Here is a 20,148-nt window from a genome sequence, read left to right on the forward strand (position 1 = left end):
TGCCCATGCCGACGATCATCCCAGAGGCCCGCCCATGAGCGCGGTCCGCAAGAACCCTGACGCCTTCGCTTTCCAGGTGATGCTGGGGCTGTGCCTGATCTGGGGTTGCCAGCAGGTGCTGATCAAAACCGCCGCCGTGGATATCGCCCCGGTGATGCAAGCGGCCCTGCGCAATGGTATCGCTGCCGTTCTGGTAGGCCTGATGTTGTGCTGGCGCGGTGGCTGGGAACAGGTCGGCAGTACATGGCGCGCCGGGGTGGTGGCGGGTGGGTTGTTCGGCCTTGAATTCCTGTTCATTGCCGAGGGGCTGAAGCTGACGTCGGCCGCGCACATGTCGGTGTTCCTCTATACCGCACCGGTGTTTACCGCGTTGGGCTTGCATTTCCGGTTACCCAGCGAGCGCCTGAGGCTGTTGCAGTGGCTGGGGATTTTGCTGGCATTTGGTGGCATTGCCATGGCGTTTGCCGGTGGCATGTCGTTCGAGGAGATGGATGGCCGCATGCTGCTGGGTGATGCCTTCGGTGTAATCGCCGGCCTGGCCTGGGGCGCGACCACGGTGGTGGTGCGCTGCTCACGGCTGTCGGAGGCGCCGGCGACCTTGACCCTGTTCTATCAGCTGGCGGTGGGTTTTGCCGGGCTGTTGCTGATCGCCTTGCTCAGTGGGCAGATCGGGGCCGTGTCGCTGACGCCATTGGCCATGGGCAGTGTGCTGTTCCAGGGGATTGTGGTGTCGTTCGTCAGCTACCTGACCTGGTTCTGGTTGCTGCGCAAGTACCTGGCATCAAACCTCGCTGTGTTTTCGTTCATCACCCCGCTGTTCGGGGTGACCTTTGGTGTACTGCTGCTGGATGAGCCGCTGAGCGTCAACTTTGTGATTGGCGCGTTGATGGTGCTGCTCGGGGTGATTCTGGTAAGTGCCGAGTCTTGGGTGAAGAAGCAGTTACGGCGGTATGTAGGTTAAAGGTTTGCCGGGCAGGCGCCGCCGGCCCGCTCGCTGCGTGCCAACCGCACCAGCCCCCCGGCCACCACCAACCCACCTGCCGCCGCCATCAGCGCCGGCTGCAGCCCGCCGCTGTACTGGATGCTGAGTGCTGCCAGCAGCGGGCCACTCAGCTGCCCCAGGGCAAAGCATGCGGTCAATAGCCCGGCATTGCGTTGCGTGGCATGGGGTGCCAGCTCTCGCGAGCGTTGCATCACCAGTTGCATGCAGGCCAGGAACGGCCCGCCACACAGCACCACGCCCAGCGCCAGTCCGATGCCCCCGCCCAACAGGCAGGCCAGCACGCCGACCCCTTGCAGCCACAGCGTGGCGGTCAGCCAGGTTGAGGTGCGGCCGCCACGGCGCAGGCTTACCAGCAGCACGCCCAAGGCCGCCGCCAGGCCAAACGCCGGCCAGAACAGGTCGGCCTGCCACTGCCCCCGGAACTGTTGGCTGGCCATTTGCGACAGGAAGGTGGCCGGCAGGATGTAACCCACGCCGTACAGCGCATACACCAGCCCCAGGCGGCCAATGCCCACGCTGCGGGTCGGGCCTTGGCGCACTGGCGACGGGGCTGGCGCCACTTGCAGGGCGCGTGGCAGCCATGGCCGCACGGCCAGCAACATCATCAGCGCAGCCAGGGCATAGATCAGCCACAGGGCTGCCGAGCCCAGCCCCAGCACATGCGACACCAAGGCCAGCAGCCCGGTCATGGCAATGCCCAGGCCTGGCCCGGCGAACACCAGGGCGCCTTGGCGCTGGCGGTTGTGTGCATTGGCCACTTGCTGGCTGAGGCTGGTGATCATCACCAGCACCCAGGCACTGGCCACGCCGGTACCAAAGCGCAGCAGCAGGTGGCTCCACAACCCATCAGCGGCCCATGAGGCCAGGGTCAGCAGCACGCACAGCCACAGCCCTCCCTGCAGGCGCAGTCGCACCTGGCCGGGTGAGCGGGTGAACATGGCATCTACCGCGCCAATGAAATAGCCCAGGTAGTTGGCTGCCGCGACCAGCCCGGCAACCGCCAGGTCGAACTGGCCTTCGGTGATCAGTTGCGGCAATTGTGGCGTGAGGGCGAAACGGCCGATGCCCATGGCCATCATCAGCGCCACGGCGCTGGCCAGCAGTTGGATAAGTGGCGACATGACAAGTCTCCTGCACGGATGTAAGCGATAGCCGGCAGGTTAGGGCGGTTCCTTTTTCAATAAAATTGAATAATGATGATCAAGTTGTTCTGTTTTGGAGAATGCCGTGGAATTCAGCCAGCTCCGTATCTTCCAGGCCGTTGCCGAGGAAGGCTCGGTCACCCGTGCCGCAGAGCGTCTGCATCGAGTGCCGTCAAACCTGTCGACGCGCCTGCGCCAACTGGAAGAGCAATTGGGCGTCGAGCTGTTCCTGCGTGAACGTCAGCGCCTGCAGCTATCGCCGGCGGGCAAGGTGCTGCTGGACTACGCACACCGCATGTCGGCCTTGCGCGATGAGGCGCTGGCTGCCGTGCGGGGCGGCCAACCGGCCGGGGATTTTGTGCTGGGGACCATGTACAGCACGGCGGCAACCCATTTGCCGGCGTTGCTGGCGCGCTATCACCAGGCCTACCCGGCGGTGAACCTGCAGGTGCGCGCTGCCCCTAGCGGCGAGTTGCTGGAAGGCTTGCTAAGCCACCGCCTGGATGCTGCCCTGGTGGATGGGCCGCTGAACCTGGCCGGGCTGGATGGTGTGCCGTTGTGTGACGAGCATCTGGTGCTGATCACCAGCCCGGAGCACCCGGCAGTGCATACCGCCAAGGATGTGGCAGGGAAGGCCGTGTTCACGTTCCGCCAGGGCTGCTCGTACCGCATGCGCCTGGAGGCCTGGTATGCCCATGCGCATACCCCTATGGGCCGGGTCATGGAGATCGAGTCTTACCAGAGCATGCTGGCCTGCGTGATTGCCGGCGCAGGCGTGGCGATGATGGCCCAGTCGATGCTCGACAGCTTGCCTGGGCGCGACCGGGTAAGGGTGCACCGTCTGCAAGCACCGTTCGATCAGGCGGTCACCTGGCTGATGTGGCGTCAGGGTATGCGCGGTGCCAATTTGCAGGCATGGATCGACCTGCAACAAAGCGAAACGATTAACCAGTCGTCGGAATGCGCCGTTACGGCTTGATCCGCGTCAAAATGGCCCTTATCTGTAAGATCAGAAGCATGCGTAATACAGGACATCGGGCTATGATCTGTATGAAACATCGCAGGATTGATTTGCCGTGAGGCTGACCCGTCAAGGGGGCATTATGAATAAACCACTGTCCAACTGGCTCCACGACCTGGCGGTTGCCTTGGGGCTGATTCCACCGCCCTTGCAGCCGGTGCCGATCCCGACTGATGAAGAGCAGCGCAAGCGTCAGCCGCGTCGTCGCTGACAAAAACAAAGGCCGCTGCACCTGAGTAGGTGCAGCGGCCTTTTTGTGTCTGCTGATTGTTTATTGCCTGTCAGGCCAGATTCACTGCACCGACGGGTTTACGGGACATCAGGCTAACCACCACAAAGCTCACCAGGCCAACAGCCAGGCTGTAGTAGATCGGCGTATTGGCCTCCAGCCCGTCCTTGAACATGAACAGCAGCGCGGTGGCAAAGCCCAGCGACATGCTGGCAATGGCGCCGGCGGTGGTCGCCCGCTTCCAGAAGATCGCCCCGATCAGCGGGATCAGCATGCCGCCGACCAGCAGGTTGTAGGCCAGGGTCAGTGCGTTGATCACGTCGTTCACCATCAGCGCGATACCCAGTACCACCAGGCCGGTGAGCAGGGTGAACAGGCGGCTGACGCCAAGGCTCGACTGCTTGCCGCCACGCAGCTTGGGCAGCAGGTCTTCGGTCACGGTAGTCGAGGCCGCCAGCAGGCCGGCACTGGCGGTGGACATCATGGCTGCCAGCGCTGCCGCCATCAGCAGGCCACGGATGCCATCGGGCAGGGTGGTCTTGATCATTTCGGCGAACGCATTGTTCGGGTTGGCCAGGTCGGGCATCAGCACATGTGCAGCCATGCCGATCGCGGCGCAGGCCAGGCCGTACAGCACGCAGTACACACCAGCGGTGGTACCGGCACGCTGGCAGACTTTCTCGTCACGAGCGGTGAACACCCGCTGCCAGATGTCCTGGCCGATGAGGATGCCGAAGAAGTAGATCAGGAAGTAGGTGATGATGGTGTCCCAGCCAATGGTGGTCAGCTGGAAGCTGGCCGCCGGCAGCTTGGCCACCAGGGTGTCCCAGCCACCGGCCTTGTACAGGCACACTGGCAGCAGGATGAACATCAGGCCGACGGTTTTGATCACGAACTGCACGATGTCGGTCAGGGTCAGCGACCACATGCCGCCAATGGTGGAGTACAGCACCACTACACCGCCGCCGAGCATCAGCGAGGCCCAGAATGGCAGGTCCAGCAGCACTTGCAGTACGGTGGCCATGGCCAGGGTGGAGGTCACGCCGATCATCAGCGCGTAAGCCAGCATGATCACGGCGCTGGCCTGGCGAGCGGTCGGGTTGTAGCGCTGCTCCAGCACCTGAGTCACGGTGAAGATGCGCAGGCGCAGCAACGGTTTGGCGAGGAACAGGTTGATGGCGATGATGCCCAGGCCCAAGGCTGCACATAGCCAGAAACCGGAAATGCCGTGGACGTAGCCCAGGCGTACGGTGCCAACGGTAGAAGCACCACCCAGCACGGTCGTGGCCATGGTGCCCATGTACAGGACAGGGCCGAGGTTGCGCCCGGCTACCAGGTAGTCTTCGTGGGTTTTCGCGCGCCGCATGCCATACCAGCCAAGCCCGAGCATGCCGGCGGTATAGATCATTACAACAATGATGTCCAAGGCCATTGGGGGTCTCCCGATTATCTTTATTATGGCGAGATCGACCACGCGGGCGGTTGCACGGCGCCCGGCGGTCTTGTCGTGTTGTTGGCGGGCCTCAGTGGCCCTCCCTCATGGCTCCTGCCGGGGTGTAGCGGTATTAGCGACGCACTACGCCCGGTAGCACGCAGAGCATTTCGAACAGCAGGTTGGCACCGAGCAGCGAGGTGTTGCCGGTGGTGTCGTAAGGCGGGGAGACTTCGACAAGGTCACAGCCGATCAGGTCCAGGCCGTGGCAGCCGCGAATGATCTCCATCGCCTGGATGGTGGTCAAGCCGCCGATTTCCGGGGTGCCGGTGCCAGGTGCCCAGGCCGGGTCGATGCCGTCGATGTCGAACGACAGGTAAACCGGGCCGCCGCCGACTTTTTCCCGCACTTCGGCCATCAGTGGCTCCAGCGACTTGTGCCAGCACTCTTCGGCCTGCACCACACGGAAACCCTGGCGGCGGCTCCAGTTGAAGTCGTCAGCGGTATAGCCCTGAGCGCGCAGGCCGATCTGCACCACGCGGTCGCAATCGAGCAGGCCTTCTTCCACAGCGCGGCGGAAGGTGGTGCCGTGGGCGATCTTCTCGCCGAACATGTGGTCGTTGACGTCGGCGTGGGCATCGATGTGCACCAGGCCGATCTTGCCGTGCTTCTTGTGCAGTGCGCGCAGGATCGGCAGGGTGATGGTGTGGTCGCCACCCAGGGTCATCGGGATGACATTGTGCTCGACGATCTCGTCATACGCTTCTTCGATGATGCGCACGGCGTCCAGCAGGTTGAAGGTGTTGATCGCTACGTCGCCGATGTCGGCCACCGACAGCGAGTCGAACGGTGCAGCACCGGTGGCCATGTTGTACGGGCGGATCATCACCGACTCGGCGCGAATCTGCCGTGGGCCGAAGCGGGTGCCGGAGCGCAGCGAGGTGCCGATGTCCAGCGGCACGCCAATGAAGGCGGCATCCAGGCCTTCGGCGCTCTGCAGGTGGGGAAGACGGAGCATGGTGGCGATGCCGCCGAAACGCGGCATTTCGTTGCCGCCCAGTGGTTGGTGGAGAGTCTTGTCCACGGTGGGCCTCATCAGTCGGTCGATTGTTCTGTTTGTTCGAACCTGTGCCGCCGCGCGCCATTTCAAGTGTGGTTTTGCCGGCGGGCAGGGACATTTCGGCCAAGTCTGCTGAAGGTAGTGGCGGGGAAGAATCGCTACCGACAAAAACTTAGTTCAGGAATTTCTGAACTAAAGGCGGGCAGAATGGTTAGACTGCGCGCAAATAACCCTGCGGAACCGTTGCACCATGGCCTCGACCTTGCCCGACCTGAAACTGCTGCGCATCTTTATCAGCGTGGTGCGCCACCAGGGCTTTGCCAACGCCCAGCGCGAGCTGAACCTTTCAACCTCGGCCATCAGCACTTACATGAGCCAGTTGGAGGGGGCCTTGGGTATCGTGCTGTGTCACCGTGGCCGGGGCGGCTTCAGCCTCACCAGCAAAGGCGAACTGTTCCACCAGGAAACCCTGCGCCTGTTGGCCGAGCTGGACGGCTTCGAGCAGTATGCCGCTGCCCTCAAGGGTGAACTGCGCGGCACCCTCAACCTTGGGGTGATCGACTCCACGGTCGGTGACCGGGCCTTGCCGCTGGCCGAAGCCATTGGCGCCTATAGCCAGGAGCACCCGGCGGTGCACCTGCACCTGTCGGTGTCCAGCCCCTACGAGCTGCAACTGGGTGTACAGGACAACCGCCTGGACCTGGCCATTGGCGCATTCTCCTCGCGCATGAGCGGCCTGCTATACCAGCCGTTGTACCGTGAGCAGCACTGGTTGTACTGCAGCAGCCGTCACCCGCTGTATACCGAGCGGCGTATCCCTGAGCCGGTGGTGACGCAGCAACGCATGGTCGGGCGTGGCTACTGGAGCCAGGCCGAGTTGGCCCGGCATGGTTTCAAGCACAGCGCGGCGACGGTGGAGAGTATGGAGGCGCAGCTGATCCTGATTCTGTCCGGGGCCTATATCGGCTATTTGCCCGAACATTACGCCCAGGCCTGGGTCGACAAGGGCGACTTGCGTGTGCTGTCGCCGTCGACGTTTGGTTACCAGGCCCCGTTTTCGCTGATCATCCGTCGCGGGCGTAGCCGTGAACCCCTGATCCAGACCTTCCGCGACCTGCTGAAAAGCCAGCTCAATGTGGGCTGAGAAGCAAGGTGCTCATGCATTCCGTCGGGAGGCGCTAAATTCCGGCAAAAGCAAACCGCTAACCTGATAGCGCTCTGCTACATATCAACTTGCGCTGATGATTTTTCCTCATTTCATCCTGCAAGGATCGCCCAAGATGCGCATGAATTTGCCCGTCACTGAGCACGAAAGAACCTTTTCCAGCGATCAACGCCTGATTTCCACCACGGACCTGAACAGCTGCATCACCTACTGCAACGACGCCTTCGTGGCGATCAGCGGTTTCACGTACGACGAGCTGGTCGGCCAACCCCACAACCTGGTGCGCCACCCGGATATGCCGCCGGCGGTATTCGGGCATATGTGGGAGACCATCAAGCAGGGCAAACCGTGGATGGGCGTGGTCAAGAACCGGGCCAAGAACGGGGACTATTACTGGGTCAGCGCCTATGTCACGGCGATCTACGAGCAGGGCCGCATCAGTGGCTACGAGTCGGTGCGCTCGGTACCCACGCGCGAGCAGATCCGCCGTGCCGAGGCGCTGTATGCCCGCCTGCGGGGCGGCAGGGCTGCCGTACCATGGGCGGCGCGGTTGGGGCATGGGCTGGGCCATGGCTGGCCGTTGATTGGCGCAGGCCTGTTGTCGGCAGCCGGTTACCTGTGGTTGCCGCCCTATGCCGCGCTCGGGGTGCTGATGGCCAGCCTCCTGCTGGCCTGGTACCTGGTCGAGCACCGGCAGAACCAGGCCATCCGCCGCACGCTGGCCGAGCACCCCAAGGCCTTCACCAGCCCGCTGGTGGCACTGACCTACAGCGACAACCCGGGCCTGCAAGGCCAGCTTGACCTCGCCATCATCAGCGAGGAAGCACGCTTGCAAACGGCTCTCACTCGGCTGGTGGACGCCGGGGTAGGGGTGAAGTCGAGGGCGGCGCAGTCGTCCGATTTGTCTGACGCCCAGGCGCAGATGCTCGACCGCCAGCGCAGTGAAACCGACCAATCGGCCACGGCCATCGCGCAGATGGCAGCGACCATCCAGCAAGTCACCCACAACGTGCAAAGTACGGCTCATGCGGCGGGAGATGCCGACCAGTTGGCGCAGCAGGGTAGCGAACTGGCGCTGCAGAGCCTCAAGGCCATGGGCAGCATGAGCGATGCGGTCAATGACATCGGCCTGGCAGTCAATGCCTTGGCCGAGCAGACCCAGTCGATCGGCAGTGTGGTCGATGTCATTACCTCGATTGCCGAGCAGACCAATCTGCTGGCGCTCAATGCGGCCATCGAGGCGGCGCGCGCCGGCGAGCAAGGCCGTGGTTTTGCCGTGGTCGCCGATGAGGTGCGTTCGCTGGCCCAGCGCACCCGTGCTTCCACCGATGAGATCCACCACATCATCGCCTCGCTGCGCGCAGGTGCAGAGCGGGCGGTGAGCACCGCCAACCGGGGCGAGCAGATCTCGCGAGACAGCGTGCACAGTGTCGAGGCCGTGCAGGCTGCGTTGAGCGGGATAGCCCAGGCAGTCAGCCGTATCACCGGCATGAGCCAGCAGATGGCGACGGCGTCGGAGCAGCAGAGCCATGTGGCCGAGGACATCAACCAGCAGATCGTGAGGATTGCCCAGCTGTGCGACCAGAGTGCTGGGCAGGCACGGCAGGGGGCTGAAATCAGCCAGGATCTGGAGCGCATGGCGGAGTACCTGCATAGCCTGGCGGAGCGGTTCAATCGTTAAGCGAAGTGGGGCCCGCCAAGCGGGCCCCGGTTCTGTGGCAAACTGTCTGCGCCAAGGAGAACCCCATGCCCAGACCCCGCTGCGAGCGCTGCCAGCGCCCGCTCGACCATTGCCTCTGCCCACTGATCCCCGCGCTCGACAGCCGCACCCGCGTCATCCTGCTGCAGCACCCCAGTGAAACGGCCCATGCCCTGAACACCGCGCGCCTCGCGGCCCTTGGCTTGAACAATGCCGAGTTGCGGATTGGAGAGGTGTTCGAGGACGTGAGTGAACTGTTGGCGACGCCCGGTTACCGGCCGGCTCTGCTATTCCCGGGTGACGACGCCCAGGTGCTCGCGGCGTATAGCGAAGCCGAAGACAAACCCTTGCTGCTGATCGTGCCCGACGGCACCTGGCGCAAGGCGCGCAAGCTTTTGTACATGAATCCGTTGCTGGAGGGGTTGCCGAGAGTCACCTTGGGGGCCGTCACGCCTTCACGTTACCGGCTGCGCAAGGCGCCGGAAGCGGGGGCATTGTCGACTATCGAGGCGGTGGTGGGGGCATTGAATACGCTGGAGCAGCCTTCCTGCTTCGATGCACTGCTGGCGCCGTTCGAGGCGTTGATCGAAGGGCAGATCAAGGCGATGGGGATGGAGACGTTTGAGCGTAACCATGGCACCGAGTGAGGGCTGGGGGCCGCAAAGCGGCCCCCGAATCTCAAATCCAATCAACGCATCTCGGGCAGGCGCGCCTCGGTGCGTACTTCAGTGGTAGCCAATGCCTCTGGCGGCAGCGAGATGTGTTGCTTGCTCAGCAACTCACCCATGGTCGCCAGCACGCGGTAGCGCGAGAACTCCTCGGTATAACGCACTTCGGTGTAGCGGCGGTCGGCGTTGTACAGTTCGTTTTCACTGTCCAGCACGTCCAGCAGGGTACGCTGGCCCAGGCCGAACTGGTCCTGGTAGGCAGCACGCACGCGCTTGGTGGTCTCGGCATATTCACGCGCGGTCGGCAGCTGCTTGCTGGCGTTGTTCATGGCGTTCCATGCCAGGCTCAGGTTTTCGGTCAGCTCACGCAGGGCGTTGTTGCGGATGTCCAGGGCCTGGTTGATCTTGTGCGCGTCAGACTGCAGGCGGGCCTTGTCACTGCCACCGCGGAACAGGTTGTAGTTCATCTCTACACCGGCCTGCCAGTCGTTGTTGTTGTGGCCTTTCTCGCCGCCGGTGTTGTTGTTGGCACCGGTTGCCAGAATGGCGTCGAAGCGCGGGTAGAAAGTCGACTTGCCCACTTCGTACTGCTGCTCGGCCGCGTTGACGTCAGCCTGGGCAGATTTGATGTAGGGGTTGTTCTGACGCATGCTGTCGCGCGCGCCGTCGAGGGTTTCAGGCACCTCGGCCTTGATGGTCTGCGGGCTTTCCAGTTCGTCCGGCATGCGGCCGATCACGCTGAAGAAGTTGGCCTCGGCATCGGCCAGGTCGACTTCGGCGGTGTCCAAATTGTTTTCTGCCAGGGCGCGACGTGCGCGGGACTGGTCGAGGTCGGCGGTGCTGCCAACGCCGCGCTCGTTACGCAGGCTGATCTGGTCGTTGACGCGCAGGTGAGCTTGCAGGTTGTTCTTGGCCAGGGTTACCAGCTCGCGGCGCTTGAGCACTTCCAGGTACACCTCCACGGCACGCAAGGCGACATCCTGAGCAACGGCCTGGGTGTAGTAGGCACGGGAGGTGGAGACTGCCTCGGTACGGCCCACTTCATTCGAGGTGTTGAAGCCGTCGAAGATCATCTGCCGCAGGCGCAGCTCGGACTGGGTGTAGTTGAGGGTTTCCTTGTTGTGGTTACCCTCGGCACGGGTAGTGGTGTTGTCCGAACGCTGGCGGCCATAGCCAGCGACCAAATCCACGGAAGGGTAGTAGCCACCACGCGCAAATTTCACGTCCTCATCGGCCGACAGCTTGCTGTTGCGGTTGGAGCTGACTTGTGGGTGGTAGTCCACGGCGCTCTGGACGGCCTCGGTGATCGACATCGCCTGTACGTTGGCACTCGCCAGGGCCAACAGTAAAGCACTGGTGATGGGGTTCAAAACGCGCATGGTACATCTCCCTGATCCTGGAATTGATCCTGCTGCTCGCCAAAAAAATGACGATAATGTTGTCGCGTATAGTGTTGCAGGTTTTTAACAACACAGCTAAGTACATTCAATGCAATAAGTAAGAAGATTTATTCATATCAAATTGCCATATAATACCCATATTGTCTAAAAAAGATACCAATAAGTGCTGATGGCGAATGCGCGTAACGCTTTCAAAGCCAGTGCCTGCAAGGCTTTCGCGAGGTTCCAGAATTATTCTGGATAAAGGGAATATCCGTTAGGCGAAAGTGATATTTGGCGACAAAAAAATGTCACTTTGGCTTGTGCAGGGTTTTCTGTCTGAGGATATACAGGCTGACCAACACGGCGCTTGTCAGCATGAATGTGCGCGCCCAGAAGAGGGGAACCAGATAGCACGATAGACCAATGCTGGCCCACATCATGCCGATAGCGTAGACCTTGCCCTTGAGGGGAATGCCTTCACCACTGAGGTAGTCGCGAATCCACGGCCCGAGCTTGGGGTGGTTGACCAGCCAGTGGTGAAAGCGTGGCGAGCTGCGGGCAAAGCAGGCTGCCGCCAATAGGAGGAAGGGGGTGGTGGGCAGTACCGGCAGGAAAATCCCCAACACCCCCAGCGCAACGCTGAGCCAGCCGATGGCCAGCAGCAGGTAGCGCACAGGCAGATTAGTGGTGGCGTGGTTTGAGCAGCGCCGGTTTTTCGTCAGGGGCGTGCAACAGCAGGAACAGCGCGGTCAGCGCTTCGGGGATCTGTACGATCATGTCGTCCTGCAGGCTGGCGTTGCTGGCGATGTCGGCGAACTCTGGCTGTTCGTCGAACAGGCCCGAGCCGACCATGATCGGCAGCAGCATCTCGCTCACTTCTTCTTCGGCGTTCTCGAACCAGGCTTCTTCACGCAGGAACACGCCTTCCATGAAGCCGATGCACCAGCCGCGCAGGTCGGAATCGTCCGGCTCGTCGGTCAGGTCCAGGTCGCACGGCAGTTCGAATTCGTCGTCGCTGGCCAGCTGGCGGGCGATGTGCGCCTTGAGGGCAACCAGCGTCGCCTCGATTTCAGTGCGCTGTGCATCGCTGCTGTAGTGCGGCTCTTCGGCGAACAGGGCGTCGATCCACTCGCGCTCCGGTACATCCTCGGCGTTGATCGACAGGGCGGTGAGGTAGCCGTGTGCGGCGACATAGTCCAGCGCTTCTTCGTGCAGCTCGTCGGCGTCGAGGAAGGCTTGCAGGCGGGTCAGTTGCTCGGCGAAGGACATTACAGGGCTACCTTGGGGAATAAACGATAACGAATTCTAGCACCTTGCAGCGGCAGCGGGGCAAAGGGAACGTCTATCACCGTGGTGCCCTGCGCGGTGCGGTGCTGCGGTATACTCCGCGGTTTTTCATCCAGGGGCAGGGTTTACCGGTCGCCTGGCAAAAACCGCTTACGCTTTTGGCGTGTGCGGGGCGGGTTTTTCGTCCAGCCTGTTTCCAGGATGGTACGGCGATTTGGAGTTGCACATGCTCGAACAGGCTCAGCGCGTTCTCAAGGACATCTTCGGCTACGACAGTTTCCGAGGGCGCCAGGCAGCAATCATCGAATGCGTGGCCAACGGCGGCGATGCCTTGGTGCTGATGCCCACCGGCGGCGGCAAGTCGTTGTGCTTCCAGGTACCGGGGCTGCTGCGCCCCGGCCTGACGGTGGTGGTTTCGCCACTGATAGCGTTGATGGATGACCAGGTTGCCACCCTTGACGAGCTGGGCGTGTCGGCGGCTGCGTTGAACTCCACGCTGACACCTGAGCAGCAGCGTGACCTGGCCGGGCGCCTGCGCCGTGGCGAAGTGAAGATGCTGTACCTGGCGCCGGAGCGCCTGGTGCAGCCGCGCATGCTCGACTTCCTGCGCGACCTGGACATTTCGCTGTTTGCCATTGACGAAGCCCACTGCGTCTCGCAATGGGGCCACGACTTCCGCCCCGAATACCTGCAACTGGGCCAGTTGGCCGAGCTGTTCCCGCATGTGCCGCGTATTGCGCTCACCGCCACCGCCGACATGCGAACCCGCGAGGAAATCGTCCAGCGCCTGCACCTGCAAGGCGCCGAACGCTTCCTGTCGAGCTTCGACCGGCCCAACATTTTCTACCGCATCGTGCCCAAGGAAGCGCCGCGCAAGCAGCTGATGGCCTTCCTGGGCGAGCGCCGCGGCAACGCAGGCATCGTCTACTGCCTGTCGCGCAAGAAGGTCGACGAAACCGCCGCCTTCCTCTGTGACCAAGGCTTCCCGGCATTGCCGTACCACGCTGGCCTGGCTGCCGAGACGCGCGCGGCTAACCAGCACCGCTTCCTCAACGAGGAGGGGCTGATCATGGTCGCCACCATTGCGTTTGGCATGGGCATCGACAAGCCCAACGTGCGCTTCGTTGCCCACCTCGACCTGCCCAAGTCGCTTGAGGCCTATTACCAGGAAACCGGTCGTGCCGGCCGTGACGGCCTGCCCTCCGATGCCTGGATGGCCTACGGCCTGCAGGACATGGTGATGCTCAAGCAGATGCTGCAGAACTCCGAGGGTGACGAGCGCCACAAACGCATCGAGCAGCACAAGCTCGATGCCATGCTGGCGCTGTGCGAGGAAACCCGCTGCCGCCGCCAGTCTCTGTTGGCCTACTTCGATGAAACCCTCGAACAGCCCTGTGGGCATTGCGACAACTGTGTCGACAAGATCCAGACCTGGGACGCCACAGAGCCGGCCCGCCAGGCCCTGTCGGCGGTGTTCCGCACAGGCCAGCGCTACGGTGTCGGCCACCTGGTCGATGTGTTGCTGGGCAAGGACACCGAGAAGGTACGCAATTTCGGCCACGAGAAGCTGTCGGTTTTCGGCGTTGGCAAGGGCCTGGCCGAGGTCGAGTGGCGTTCGCTGTTCCGCCAGCTGGTGGCGCGGGGCCTGGTCGATATCGACCTGGAGGGCTATGGCGGCTTGCGCTTGTCCGACAGCTGCCGGCCGCTGCTGCGTGGCGAGGTCACCCTGCAATTGCGCCGCGACCTCAAGCCGCAGACCACGGCCAAGGCTTCGTCCTCCAGCGGCGGCAGCCCGGCCAGCCAGCTGGTGCGTGCCGAAGAGCGCGAGCTCTGGGAAGCGCTGCGTACCTTGCGGCGCAAGCTGGCGGAGGAGCACAGCGTGCCACCCTATGTCATCTTCCCCGACTCGACGTTGCTGGAAATGCTGCGCAGCCAGCCAGTCAGCCTCAGTGACATGGCCCAGGTCAGCGGCGTGGGTGCGCGCAAGCTGGAGCGCTATGGCCAGGCATTCCTCGAAGTGCTGAACAACAGTGGCGGCACCGACGAGGCGCCGAAAGTGGTGCTCGACCTGCGCCACGAGTTGGTTAGCCTGGCGCGCGCCGGCATGACGCCGGCGCAGATCGCCGGGCAGCTCAACTGCAGCGAGAAGAACGTGTATAGCCTGCTGGCCGAGGCACTGGGCCGCCAGGAGCTGAGCCTGGACCAGGCCCTCGACCTGCCGGAAGACCTGCTGATGGAAGTGCAGGACGCCTTCCTGGATGGCGAAGGCGAGCTGCCAGCGGTGTCGGCCATTGCGCCGTTGTTCGGCGCTCGGGTGCCGGAGGGCGTGCTGTATTGCGTGCGTGCAGCGTTGGCGGCGGAGTTCGAGCTGTAAACGGCGGCAGAATCGAAGGCAGAAGCGCCATCTGCTGACCTTTGTCATGCTTTTTGACGATTATCGTACACGCCCGCGTACCCGAGCCTTGCCTCGTGGCGCCGGCCATGGTTAGCTGCCTAATAATTAGATCTATTCAATGAGTTCCTTATGCCCCTGACCGACAACCAACACCGCTTTGGCATGCAGCTGGCCCAGATGTCCCGGGGTTGGCGTGCCGAACTGGATCGCCGCCTGGCCGGGCTCAACCTGTCCCAGGCGCGCTGGCTGGTGTTGCTGCACCTGGCCCGTTTCGAAGAGGCCCCGACCCAGCGTGAGCTGGCCCAGAGCGTGGGCGTTGAAGGCCCGACCCTGGCGCGCCTGCTCGACAGCCTGGAGGCGCAAGGGCTGGTACGTCGGCAGGCGGTGCTGGAGGACCGGCGGGCGAAGAAGATTGTACTGTGCCCGCCGGCCAAGCCACTGATCGACCAGATCGAGACCATTGCCAATCAACTGCGGGTGGAGCTGTTTACCGGGGTGGATGAGGCGGACTTGCAGGTGTGCATGCGGGTGCATGCGAAGATTCTGGCCAACCTCGAGAAATCCTGAGGGCCCTTGGGGCCGCAAAGCGGCCCCATTGTTCAGAAGGTATGCCCAAGGTTCAGGTAAACCGCCTGTTCATGCGCACTGTTGGTGCCATAACTGAAGTTCAGCGGCCCCAGCGGCGTCTCCAGCCCCAGGAAGATACTCGCCGCATTGATGTACCCGCTGTCGAACTCATTGTCGTTGTTCCACGCCCGCCCACGTTCCAGCGACCCGCCAATGTACAGCGGGAAGTCCAGCGGCACGTAGGCCCGTGGCGTCAGCCGACGGTAGTAGACCATGCGCATCAGGCTCACGTTCTGCCCCGACACCGAGTCCTGGCGGAACCCTGACAGCTGCCGTGCGCCACCGATCACGAAGCTTGACGTCACCACTTCGGCGTCATCCAGCGTGCGCCCGTAGCGCCCGCCCAGCACGAAGGTGTTCGGCCCGCTGCTGATGGCCTTGTCCAGGTTGAACAACCACTGCCGATAATCCTGGTCCGAGTCCAGCGACTTGTCGTACTTGCGCAGGGTCAGGCCTATGTCCTCGCCGCTGTGGGGGAAGTACACGTTGTCGAGGGTGTCGAACGAGTACTTCAGCTCGTAGAAGCCTTCGTTGAAGCTGACTTTGGGCAGGTCCTGGTCGCCAATGCGCACCTCGGCCTCGCCCCACGCCTTGCCTACGCCCAGGCGCACTTCGCCGTTGGTGCCGATCTGCCGGCCAACATTCAGGCCAAAACCGTAGCGCTCCAGGCGGTACTCGGCGATGGGGTCGTTGTCCAGGGTGGCTTCGATGTTCTGCGAGCCGAAGTCCAGGTACGGTGCGATGAAGTAGCGTGAGCCCACGTCCAGCGGCTGGTAGAACTCACTGTACAGCTCTTGCTGGTCTCCGATCTGGCCACGGGTCAGCCATTCGGCACCCAGGCTGTTGATGCCGTTGACCCGGTAGCTGGCACCCAGGTTGAAGGCGCTGTCGCCACGCAGGTCGTCCGACAGGTTCAGGCCCAGGCGCAGGTAGTCGGTACCGCCGCGTCGGCCGCGGGCATTGATCACCAGCGTGTTGTCGTCGCCCTTGTGCACCACGCGGTACTGCACCCGGTCGAAGTAGTCCAGGCCGTACAGCGTGCCCATGTCGGTCTGCAGGCGGTCCAGTTCCAGCGGGGCATCGATCGGCTGGCGAATGTACGAGCGGATCACATCGTCGCTGACCTTGGAGTCGTTCTCGATCCGGATCGCGGTAATCACCGGTGTACGCTGACGCGGCGAGCGGGCCACGGCCAGGCTGCTGTCTTCGGGCTGGCGCAGGCTGGCAAGGCGCGAGTCGAGCAGGCGGGTGGCGCGGTAGCCAGCGTCGATCATGTCCCGGGCGCGGCCGAAGTCGGTTACACCAAACGCGGTCAGCGAAGGCTGGATGAGGATGTCGTCGCGGTGCAGGCTGGCCAGCTGTTCTTCCGAGTTGCGCCGGGTCATCAGGGTGATCGACTGGTTGAGCACGTCGACCACCGTGGCCAGTTGCTTGCGGTCACGCAGCGGGGTGCCGATGTCGACCACGATGGCCAGGTCCACGCCCATTTCCCGGGCCACGTCCAGCGGGATGTTGTCGACCATGCCGCCGTCCACCAGCAGGCAACCCTCCAGTTCGACCGGGGCGAACACGGCGGGGATCGACATGCTGGCACGGATTACCTGGGGCAGGTGGCCGCGACGGAACACCACTTTTTCGCCACTGGCAATGTCGGTGGCCACGGCGCGGAAGGGGATGGGCAGCTTGTCGAAGTCGCGTGTGTCGGCGGTGTGCGCCAGCTTGCTCTCCAGCAGCAGCGCGAGGTTCTGGCCCTGAATGACCCCCAGCGGCAGGCCCAGGCTGCCGTCGTCGCGAAAGCTGAGCTTCTGTTTGACGAGGAAATCACGGTCATCCTGCTTGCGCCGGAACGGCACATCCTTGCGCGGTGGGGCATCGGACAGGGCCTGTTGCCAGTCCAGTGTGGTGGCGAGCTTTTCCAGCTCTTCGACGCTGTATCCCGAGGCGTACAACCCGCCGACCACAGCCCCCATGCTGGTGCCGGCGATGGCGTCAATGCGCACGCCTTGTTCTTCCAAGGCCTTGAGCACGCCGATATGGGCCAGGCCACGGGCCGCGCCACCAGACAACACCAGCCCGACCTTGGGCCTGGCCGGTTCGGCGGCAATTGCCGTGAGGCTGGTGAGGGTGAGCAGAAAGCAGAACAGCAAACGGCGCATCGTGAGTCTCAAACCGTGGGCTAAAGACCGCTAGTATAAGCGGCCCCTTACCTGGAGATGCGCCACCATGGCCGACAGCAAGCCGGAAATCGTCATCACTTATTGCACCCAGTGCCAATGGCTGCTGCGTGCCGCCTGGCTGGCCCAGGAACTGCTCAGCACCTTCGCCGACGACCTTGGCCGGGTAGCCCTGGAGCCAGGCACTGGCGGTATCTTCCGCATCACCTGCAATGGTGTGCAGATCTGGGAGCGCAAGGCCGACGGCGGCTTCCCCGAGGCCAAGGTGCTGAAGCAGCGGGTACGTGACCAGATCGACCCTCAGCGTGACCTTGGCCATAACGACCGCTGATCACGCACCTTCGGGCAGTGGCTGCTTGGGCGGCTGCTCGGCGGCCAGGCGGCTGGACAGCACGATGGCGAAGATGATCAGCGCGCCGCCCAGTAGCATGCGCAGCGTGGGGGTTTCGGCGAACACGACCCAGGCCACGGCAATGCCGTAGACCGGTTCCATGCCGAACACCACGGCAGCGGTACGCGCCTTGATTACCGCCAGGCTGGCCACGAACAGGCTGTGCGCCACGCCGGTGCAGAAGATGCCGAGCAGGGCGATCCACAGCCAGTCCATGGCTGCCACGTCTGCCAGGCCCGGTGCTGCGAAGGGCAGCAGGCACAGGCCCACCACCAGGTTTTGCCACAGCGCAGCCTGAACCGCAGGCAAGCGCCCGGAGCCGGCGCGGTTGGTGAGTGACAGCAGCGAGAACAGCAACCCGGAAAGCAGTGCCCAGAGCAGGCCGCCTGTGGCTTCGCTGGCCAGATCGAAGGCCGGTGTGACCAGGACCAGGCCTATGCTGACCAGCAGTACCAGCACGGCCTCGTTGCGGCGGATGCGTTCGCGGAACAGCAGGCCTTCGAGGATGACGGTAAAGGCCGGGAAACTGGCGAAGCCGAGGGTGGCGATGGCCACGCCGCCGACTTTGACGGCGATGAAGAAGCTGACCCAATGGCCGGCCAGCAGCACACCACCGAGCAGCAGGCGGCGGATGTCCTGACTGCTCAGGCGTTGCCAGCCCGGGCCGGCGAGGCTGGCGAACAGGGCCAGGGCAAGCACGGCGAAGGCGGCGCGGCCGAACACGATGATTGCCGGGCTGGCGCTGGCGGCCAGTTTGCCGAAGACGCCGGTCAGGCCGAAGAACAGCGCGCCAATGTGCAGGGCGCCGAGGGCGGTGCGGTGGTTCATGGTGATCCTTGCTCAAGATCTTTATTTGCTCTGCGCACGCTCCGGCATTTCAGCGCCTGCGAGATCGAGCGCCGCCCGCGCGGCGCATCGCGAGCTGGCGCTCGCTCCTACGTTCGTTTCCGGCCAGTAACGCCTGTGACAGGCGCGCGCGACCGCCTTGATTGTACGACGCGATATCGAGCCATGCGGCAAAGCGTTCGCGCGTAAATCCCGCAGGAATAATCGGCCCGAAACAAACGTAGGAGCGAGCGCCAGCTCGCGATGCGCCGCGCGGGCGGCGCTCGATCTCGCAGGCGCTCGACATGCCGAGGCGATAACGCTCGCCACATTCAGCCATTGTGCCTCATTCGCTGCACACCATCACTCGTCACCGTTTTGCCACGGCGCTGTCACGCACGCCTGCCAGTCTCCAGCAAACTGCGCCGGAGCCTGCCCATGACCCATGCCGAACTGTCCCGCCCCTCGCGCAAGCAACGTGTGCGCACCCTGTGGATCTCCGACGTGCACTTGGGCACTCGTGACTGCCAGGCCGAACACCTGTCGCAGTTCCTCAAGGGCTACCAGGCCGACCGGGTGTACCTGGTCGGCGATATCATTGATGGCTGGAAGCTGCGCGGCGGCATCTACTGGCCACAAGCTCACACCAACGTGATCCGCCGGCTGCTGACCATGAGCAAGCGCGGTACCGAGGTGATCTATGTCACCGGCAATCATGATGAATTCCTGCGCCGTTACTCCAAGCTGATACTGGGCAATATCCAGCTGGTGGACGAGGCCGAGCACCTGACCGCTGATGGTCGCCGGCTGCTGGTGATTCATGGCGACCAGTTCGACGTGATTACCCGTTACCACCGCTGGCTGGCGTTCCTCGGTGACCGCGCCTACGAGTTCACCTTGGTGCTTAACCGCTGGCTCAATCACTGGCGTGCGCGGTACGGCTATGGCTACTGGTCGCTGTCGGCGTACCTCAAGCACAAGGTAAAAGGCGCGGTGAACTTTATCAGCGATTTCGAGGATGCCATTGCCCACGAATGCACCCGACGTGGTTTTCACGGTGTGGTGTGTGGGCATATTCATCACGCTGAAATCCGCAAGGTAGGAGAGGTGGAGTACCTCAATTGCGGCGATTGGGTGGAGTCATGCACGGCGCTGATCGAGCATTGGGATGGCAGCATCGAGCTGTACCGCCTGGCGGATGCCCAGGCACGGGAAGCGCAGGTAGCCGCGGCGATGCGAGAACCGGCATAGAGGGCTGCTATGCAGCCCAGTTGCTTACAGGCTGATTTTGCCCAGCAGGATATCCCTGAACATCACGAAATCCCCTATCAGGCTGTAAAGCGGATAGGTAAAGGTTGCCGGTCGGTTCTTTTCGAAAAAGAAATGCCCGACCCAGGCAAAGCCGTAGCCGAACAGTGGCACGGCCAACAACAGCAACCACTTGCCACTGCCAATGGTATAGGCCAGCAAGGCAATCACCAGGCTGGTGCCGACAAAGTGCAGGCGGCGGCAGGTGGGGTTGCTGTGTTCCCCCAGGTAGTACGGATAGAACTCGGCAAAACTGCGAAACTGCGCTGTGCGGTTCATGGCAGTGCTCCGGGATTAATACTTCTGGACAAGATGCACGGCGTGGAGCCTGATTCGAGTC

Annotated in this window: 19 protein-coding genes; 10 read left to right on the forward strand and 9 right to left on the reverse strand. The window is 63.0% G+C overall.

Going from position 1 to position 20,148, the window contains the following annotated elements; translation table 11 throughout:
* The first annotated feature begins 34 nt into the window (after positions 1–34).
* Positions 35–961, forward strand: a complete 927-nt coding sequence (locus D8767_RS08660) for a DMT family transporter (protein ID WP_016711887.1) — start codon at positions 35–37, stop codon at positions 959–961.
* Here the strand turns inward: D8767_RS08660 and D8767_RS08665 are convergent.
* A complete protein-coding gene (locus D8767_RS08665) occupies positions 958–2,124 on the reverse strand; it encodes an MFS transporter (RefSeq protein ID WP_016711886.1) in 1,167 nt (388 codons plus the stop codon). The two genes, D8767_RS08660 and D8767_RS08665, sit on opposite strands and share 4 nt — an antisense overlap.
* Before the next feature lie 106 nt (positions 2,125–2,230).
* Between D8767_RS08665 and D8767_RS08670 the strand changes: the two genes are divergently transcribed.
* Together D8767_RS08670 and D8767_RS29130 are read left to right on the forward strand one after the other, a co-directional pair.
* Entirely contained in the window at positions 2,231–3,124 is an 894-nt protein-coding gene (locus D8767_RS08670; protein ID WP_016711885.1) for a LysR family transcriptional regulator, read from the forward strand.
* Between the two features lie 124 nt (positions 3,125–3,248).
* Positions 3,249–3,377, forward strand: coding sequence for a PA1414 family protein (locus D8767_RS29130; protein WP_009683677.1), 129 nt, complete (start codon positions 3,249–3,251; stop codon positions 3,375–3,377).
* A 70-nt stretch (positions 3,378–3,447) separates the two neighbouring features.
* Here the strand turns inward: D8767_RS29130 and D8767_RS08675 are convergent, their stop codons facing one another.
* Both D8767_RS08675 and speB read right to left on the reverse strand, forming a co-directional pair.
* Positions 3,448–4,827 (reverse strand): sodium:solute symporter, encoded by a 1,380-nt coding sequence (locus D8767_RS08675; RefSeq protein ID WP_016711884.1) that lies wholly within the window; start codon positions 4,825–4,827, stop codon positions 3,448–3,450.
* A gap of 133 nt (positions 4,828–4,960) precedes the next feature.
* Positions 4,961–5,911 carry an agmatinase gene (gene speB, locus D8767_RS08680; protein WP_003254586.1) on the reverse strand — a complete coding sequence of 317 codons (951 nt, stop codon included), beginning with the start codon at positions 5,909–5,911 and terminating at the stop codon, positions 4,961–4,963.
* 226 nt (positions 5,912–6,137) lie between these two features.
* Here speB and D8767_RS08685 point away from each other — a divergent pair, with 226 nt between their 5' ends.
* From D8767_RS08685 to D8767_RS08695, 3 genes are all read left to right on the forward strand, one after another.
* Positions 6,138–7,031: a LysR family transcriptional regulator gene (locus D8767_RS08685; protein WP_016711883.1), complete on the forward strand. Its 894-nt coding sequence runs from the start codon at positions 6,138–6,140 to the stop codon at positions 7,029–7,031.
* Between the two features lie 136 nt (positions 7,032–7,167).
* Positions 7,168–8,733: a PAS domain-containing methyl-accepting chemotaxis protein gene (locus D8767_RS08690; protein ID WP_016711882.1), complete on the forward strand. Its 1,566-nt coding sequence runs from the start codon at positions 7,168–7,170 to the stop codon at positions 8,731–8,733.
* A 65-nt stretch (positions 8,734–8,798) separates the two neighbouring features.
* A complete protein-coding gene (locus D8767_RS08695; RefSeq protein WP_016711881.1) occupies positions 8,799–9,398 on the forward strand; it encodes a tRNA-uridine aminocarboxypropyltransferase in 600 nt (199 codons plus the stop codon).
* A 41-nt stretch (positions 9,399–9,439) separates the two neighbouring features.
* Here the strand turns inward: D8767_RS08695 and D8767_RS08700 are convergent, their stop codons facing one another.
* From D8767_RS08700 to D8767_RS08710, 3 genes are all read right to left on the reverse strand, one after another.
* On the reverse strand, positions 9,440–10,798 hold the full coding sequence (locus D8767_RS08700) for a TolC family outer membrane protein (RefSeq protein ID WP_016711880.1): 1,359 nt from the start codon (positions 10,796–10,798) through the stop codon (positions 9,440–9,442).
* A gap of 311 nt (positions 10,799–11,109) precedes the next feature.
* Positions 11,110–11,475: a YbaN family protein gene (locus D8767_RS08705; protein ID WP_016711879.1), complete on the reverse strand. Its 366-nt coding sequence runs from the start codon at positions 11,473–11,475 to the stop codon at positions 11,110–11,112.
* A gap of 7 nt (positions 11,476–11,482) precedes the next feature.
* On the reverse strand, positions 11,483–12,070 hold the full coding sequence (locus D8767_RS08710) for a YecA family protein (RefSeq protein WP_016711878.1): 588 nt from the start codon (positions 12,068–12,070) through the stop codon (positions 11,483–11,485).
* 244 nt (positions 12,071–12,314) lie between these two features.
* Here D8767_RS08710 and recQ point away from each other — a divergent pair, with 244 nt between their 5' ends.
* Positions 12,315–14,462 (forward strand): DNA helicase RecQ, encoded by a 2,148-nt coding sequence (recQ, locus tag D8767_RS08720; RefSeq protein ID WP_016711877.1) that lies wholly within the window; start codon positions 12,315–12,317, stop codon positions 14,460–14,462.
* Between the two features lie 150 nt (positions 14,463–14,612).
* Positions 14,613–15,050 carry a MarR family transcriptional regulator gene (locus tag D8767_RS08725; RefSeq protein WP_016711876.1) on the forward strand — a complete coding sequence of 146 codons (438 nt, stop codon included), beginning with the start codon at positions 14,613–14,615 and terminating at the stop codon, positions 15,048–15,050.
* A 32-nt stretch (positions 15,051–15,082) separates the two neighbouring features.
* On the opposite strand, the gene D8767_RS08730 is transcribed toward D8767_RS08725, so the two are convergent.
* Positions 15,083–17,266, reverse strand: a complete 2,184-nt coding sequence (locus D8767_RS08730; RefSeq protein WP_121757739.1) for a patatin-like phospholipase family protein — start codon at positions 17,264–17,266, stop codon at positions 15,083–15,085.
* Positions 17,267–17,333: 67 nt separating this feature from the next.
* Here D8767_RS08730 and D8767_RS08735 point away from each other — a divergent pair, with 67 nt between their 5' ends.
* Complete coding sequence (locus tag D8767_RS08735; protein WP_003259082.1) at positions 17,334–17,615, forward strand: SelT/SelW/SelH family protein; 282 nt, start codon at positions 17,334–17,336, stop codon at positions 17,613–17,615.
* On the opposite strand, the gene D8767_RS08740 is transcribed toward D8767_RS08735, so the two are convergent.
* Positions 17,616–18,503: a DMT family transporter gene (locus D8767_RS08740; RefSeq protein WP_016711874.1), complete on the reverse strand. Its 888-nt coding sequence runs from the start codon at positions 18,501–18,503 to the stop codon at positions 17,616–17,618.
* A 435-nt stretch (positions 18,504–18,938) separates the two neighbouring features.
* On the opposite strand from D8767_RS08740, the gene D8767_RS08745 reads away from it, so the two are divergent.
* On the forward strand, positions 18,939–19,751 hold the full coding sequence (locus D8767_RS08745; RefSeq protein WP_016711873.1) for a UDP-2,3-diacylglucosamine diphosphatase: 813 nt from the start codon (positions 18,939–18,941) through the stop codon (positions 19,749–19,751).
* Between the two features lie 24 nt (positions 19,752–19,775).
* On the opposite strand, the gene D8767_RS08750 is transcribed toward D8767_RS08745, so the two are convergent.
* Positions 19,776–20,087 (reverse strand): DUF962 domain-containing protein, encoded by a 312-nt coding sequence (locus D8767_RS08750; RefSeq protein WP_016711872.1) that lies wholly within the window; start codon positions 20,085–20,087, stop codon positions 19,776–19,778.
* Between the last annotated feature and the right edge of the window lie 61 nt (positions 20,088–20,148).

This window comes from Pseudomonas sp. LTGT-11-2Z (genome assembly GCF_003691445.1).
Taxonomy (GTDB): Bacteria; Pseudomonadota; Gammaproteobacteria; order Pseudomonadales; family Pseudomonadaceae; genus Aquipseudomonas; species Aquipseudomonas monteilii.

Bases quoted from the DNA above. Each gene is read 5' to 3' on its own strand.
- D8767_RS08660 (WP_016711887.1), top strand. From the start codon at position 35: ATGAGCGCGGTCCGCAAGAACCCTGACGCCTTCGCTTTCCAGGTGATG.
- D8767_RS08665 (WP_016711886.1), bottom strand. From the start codon at position 2,124: ATGTCGCCACTTATCCAACTGCTGGCCAGCGCCGTGGCGCTGATGATG.
- D8767_RS29130 (WP_009683677.1), top strand. From the start codon at position 3,249: ATGAATAAACCACTGTCCAACTGGCTCCACGACCTGGCGGTTGCCTTG.
- D8767_RS08675 (WP_016711884.1), bottom strand. From the start codon at position 4,827: ATGGCCTTGGACATCATTGTTGTAATGATCTATACCGCCGGCATGCTC.
- D8767_RS08685 (WP_016711883.1), top strand. From the start codon at position 6,138: ATGGCCTCGACCTTGCCCGACCTGAAACTGCTGCGCATCTTTATCAGC.
- D8767_RS08690 (WP_016711882.1), top strand. From the start codon at position 7,168: ATGCGCATGAATTTGCCCGTCACTGAGCACGAAAGAACCTTTTCCAGC.
- D8767_RS08695 (WP_016711881.1), top strand. From the start codon at position 8,799: ATGCCCAGACCCCGCTGCGAGCGCTGCCAGCGCCCGCTCGACCATTGC.
- D8767_RS08700 (WP_016711880.1), bottom strand. From the start codon at position 10,798: ATGCGCGTTTTGAACCCCATCACCAGTGCTTTACTGTTGGCCCTGGCG.
- D8767_RS08710 (WP_016711878.1), bottom strand. From the start codon at position 12,070: ATGTCCTTCGCCGAGCAACTGACCCGCCTGCAAGCCTTCCTCGACGCC.
- recQ (WP_016711877.1), top strand. From the start codon at position 12,315: ATGCTCGAACAGGCTCAGCGCGTTCTCAAGGACATCTTCGGCTACGAC.
- D8767_RS08725 (WP_016711876.1), top strand. From the start codon at position 14,613: ATGCCCCTGACCGACAACCAACACCGCTTTGGCATGCAGCTGGCCCAG.
- D8767_RS08730 (WP_121757739.1), bottom strand. From the start codon at position 17,266: ATGCGCCGTTTGCTGTTCTGCTTTCTGCTCACCCTCACCAGCCTCACG.
- D8767_RS08735 (WP_003259082.1), top strand. From the start codon at position 17,334: ATGGCCGACAGCAAGCCGGAAATCGTCATCACTTATTGCACCCAGTGC.
- D8767_RS08740 (WP_016711874.1), bottom strand. From the start codon at position 18,503: ATGAACCACCGCACCGCCCTCGGCGCCCTGCACATTGGCGCGCTGTTC.
- D8767_RS08745 (WP_016711873.1), top strand. From the start codon at position 18,939: ATGACCCATGCCGAACTGTCCCGCCCCTCGCGCAAGCAACGTGTGCGC.
- D8767_RS08750 (WP_016711872.1), bottom strand. From the start codon at position 20,087: ATGAACCGCACAGCGCAGTTTCGCAGTTTTGCCGAGTTCTATCCGTAC.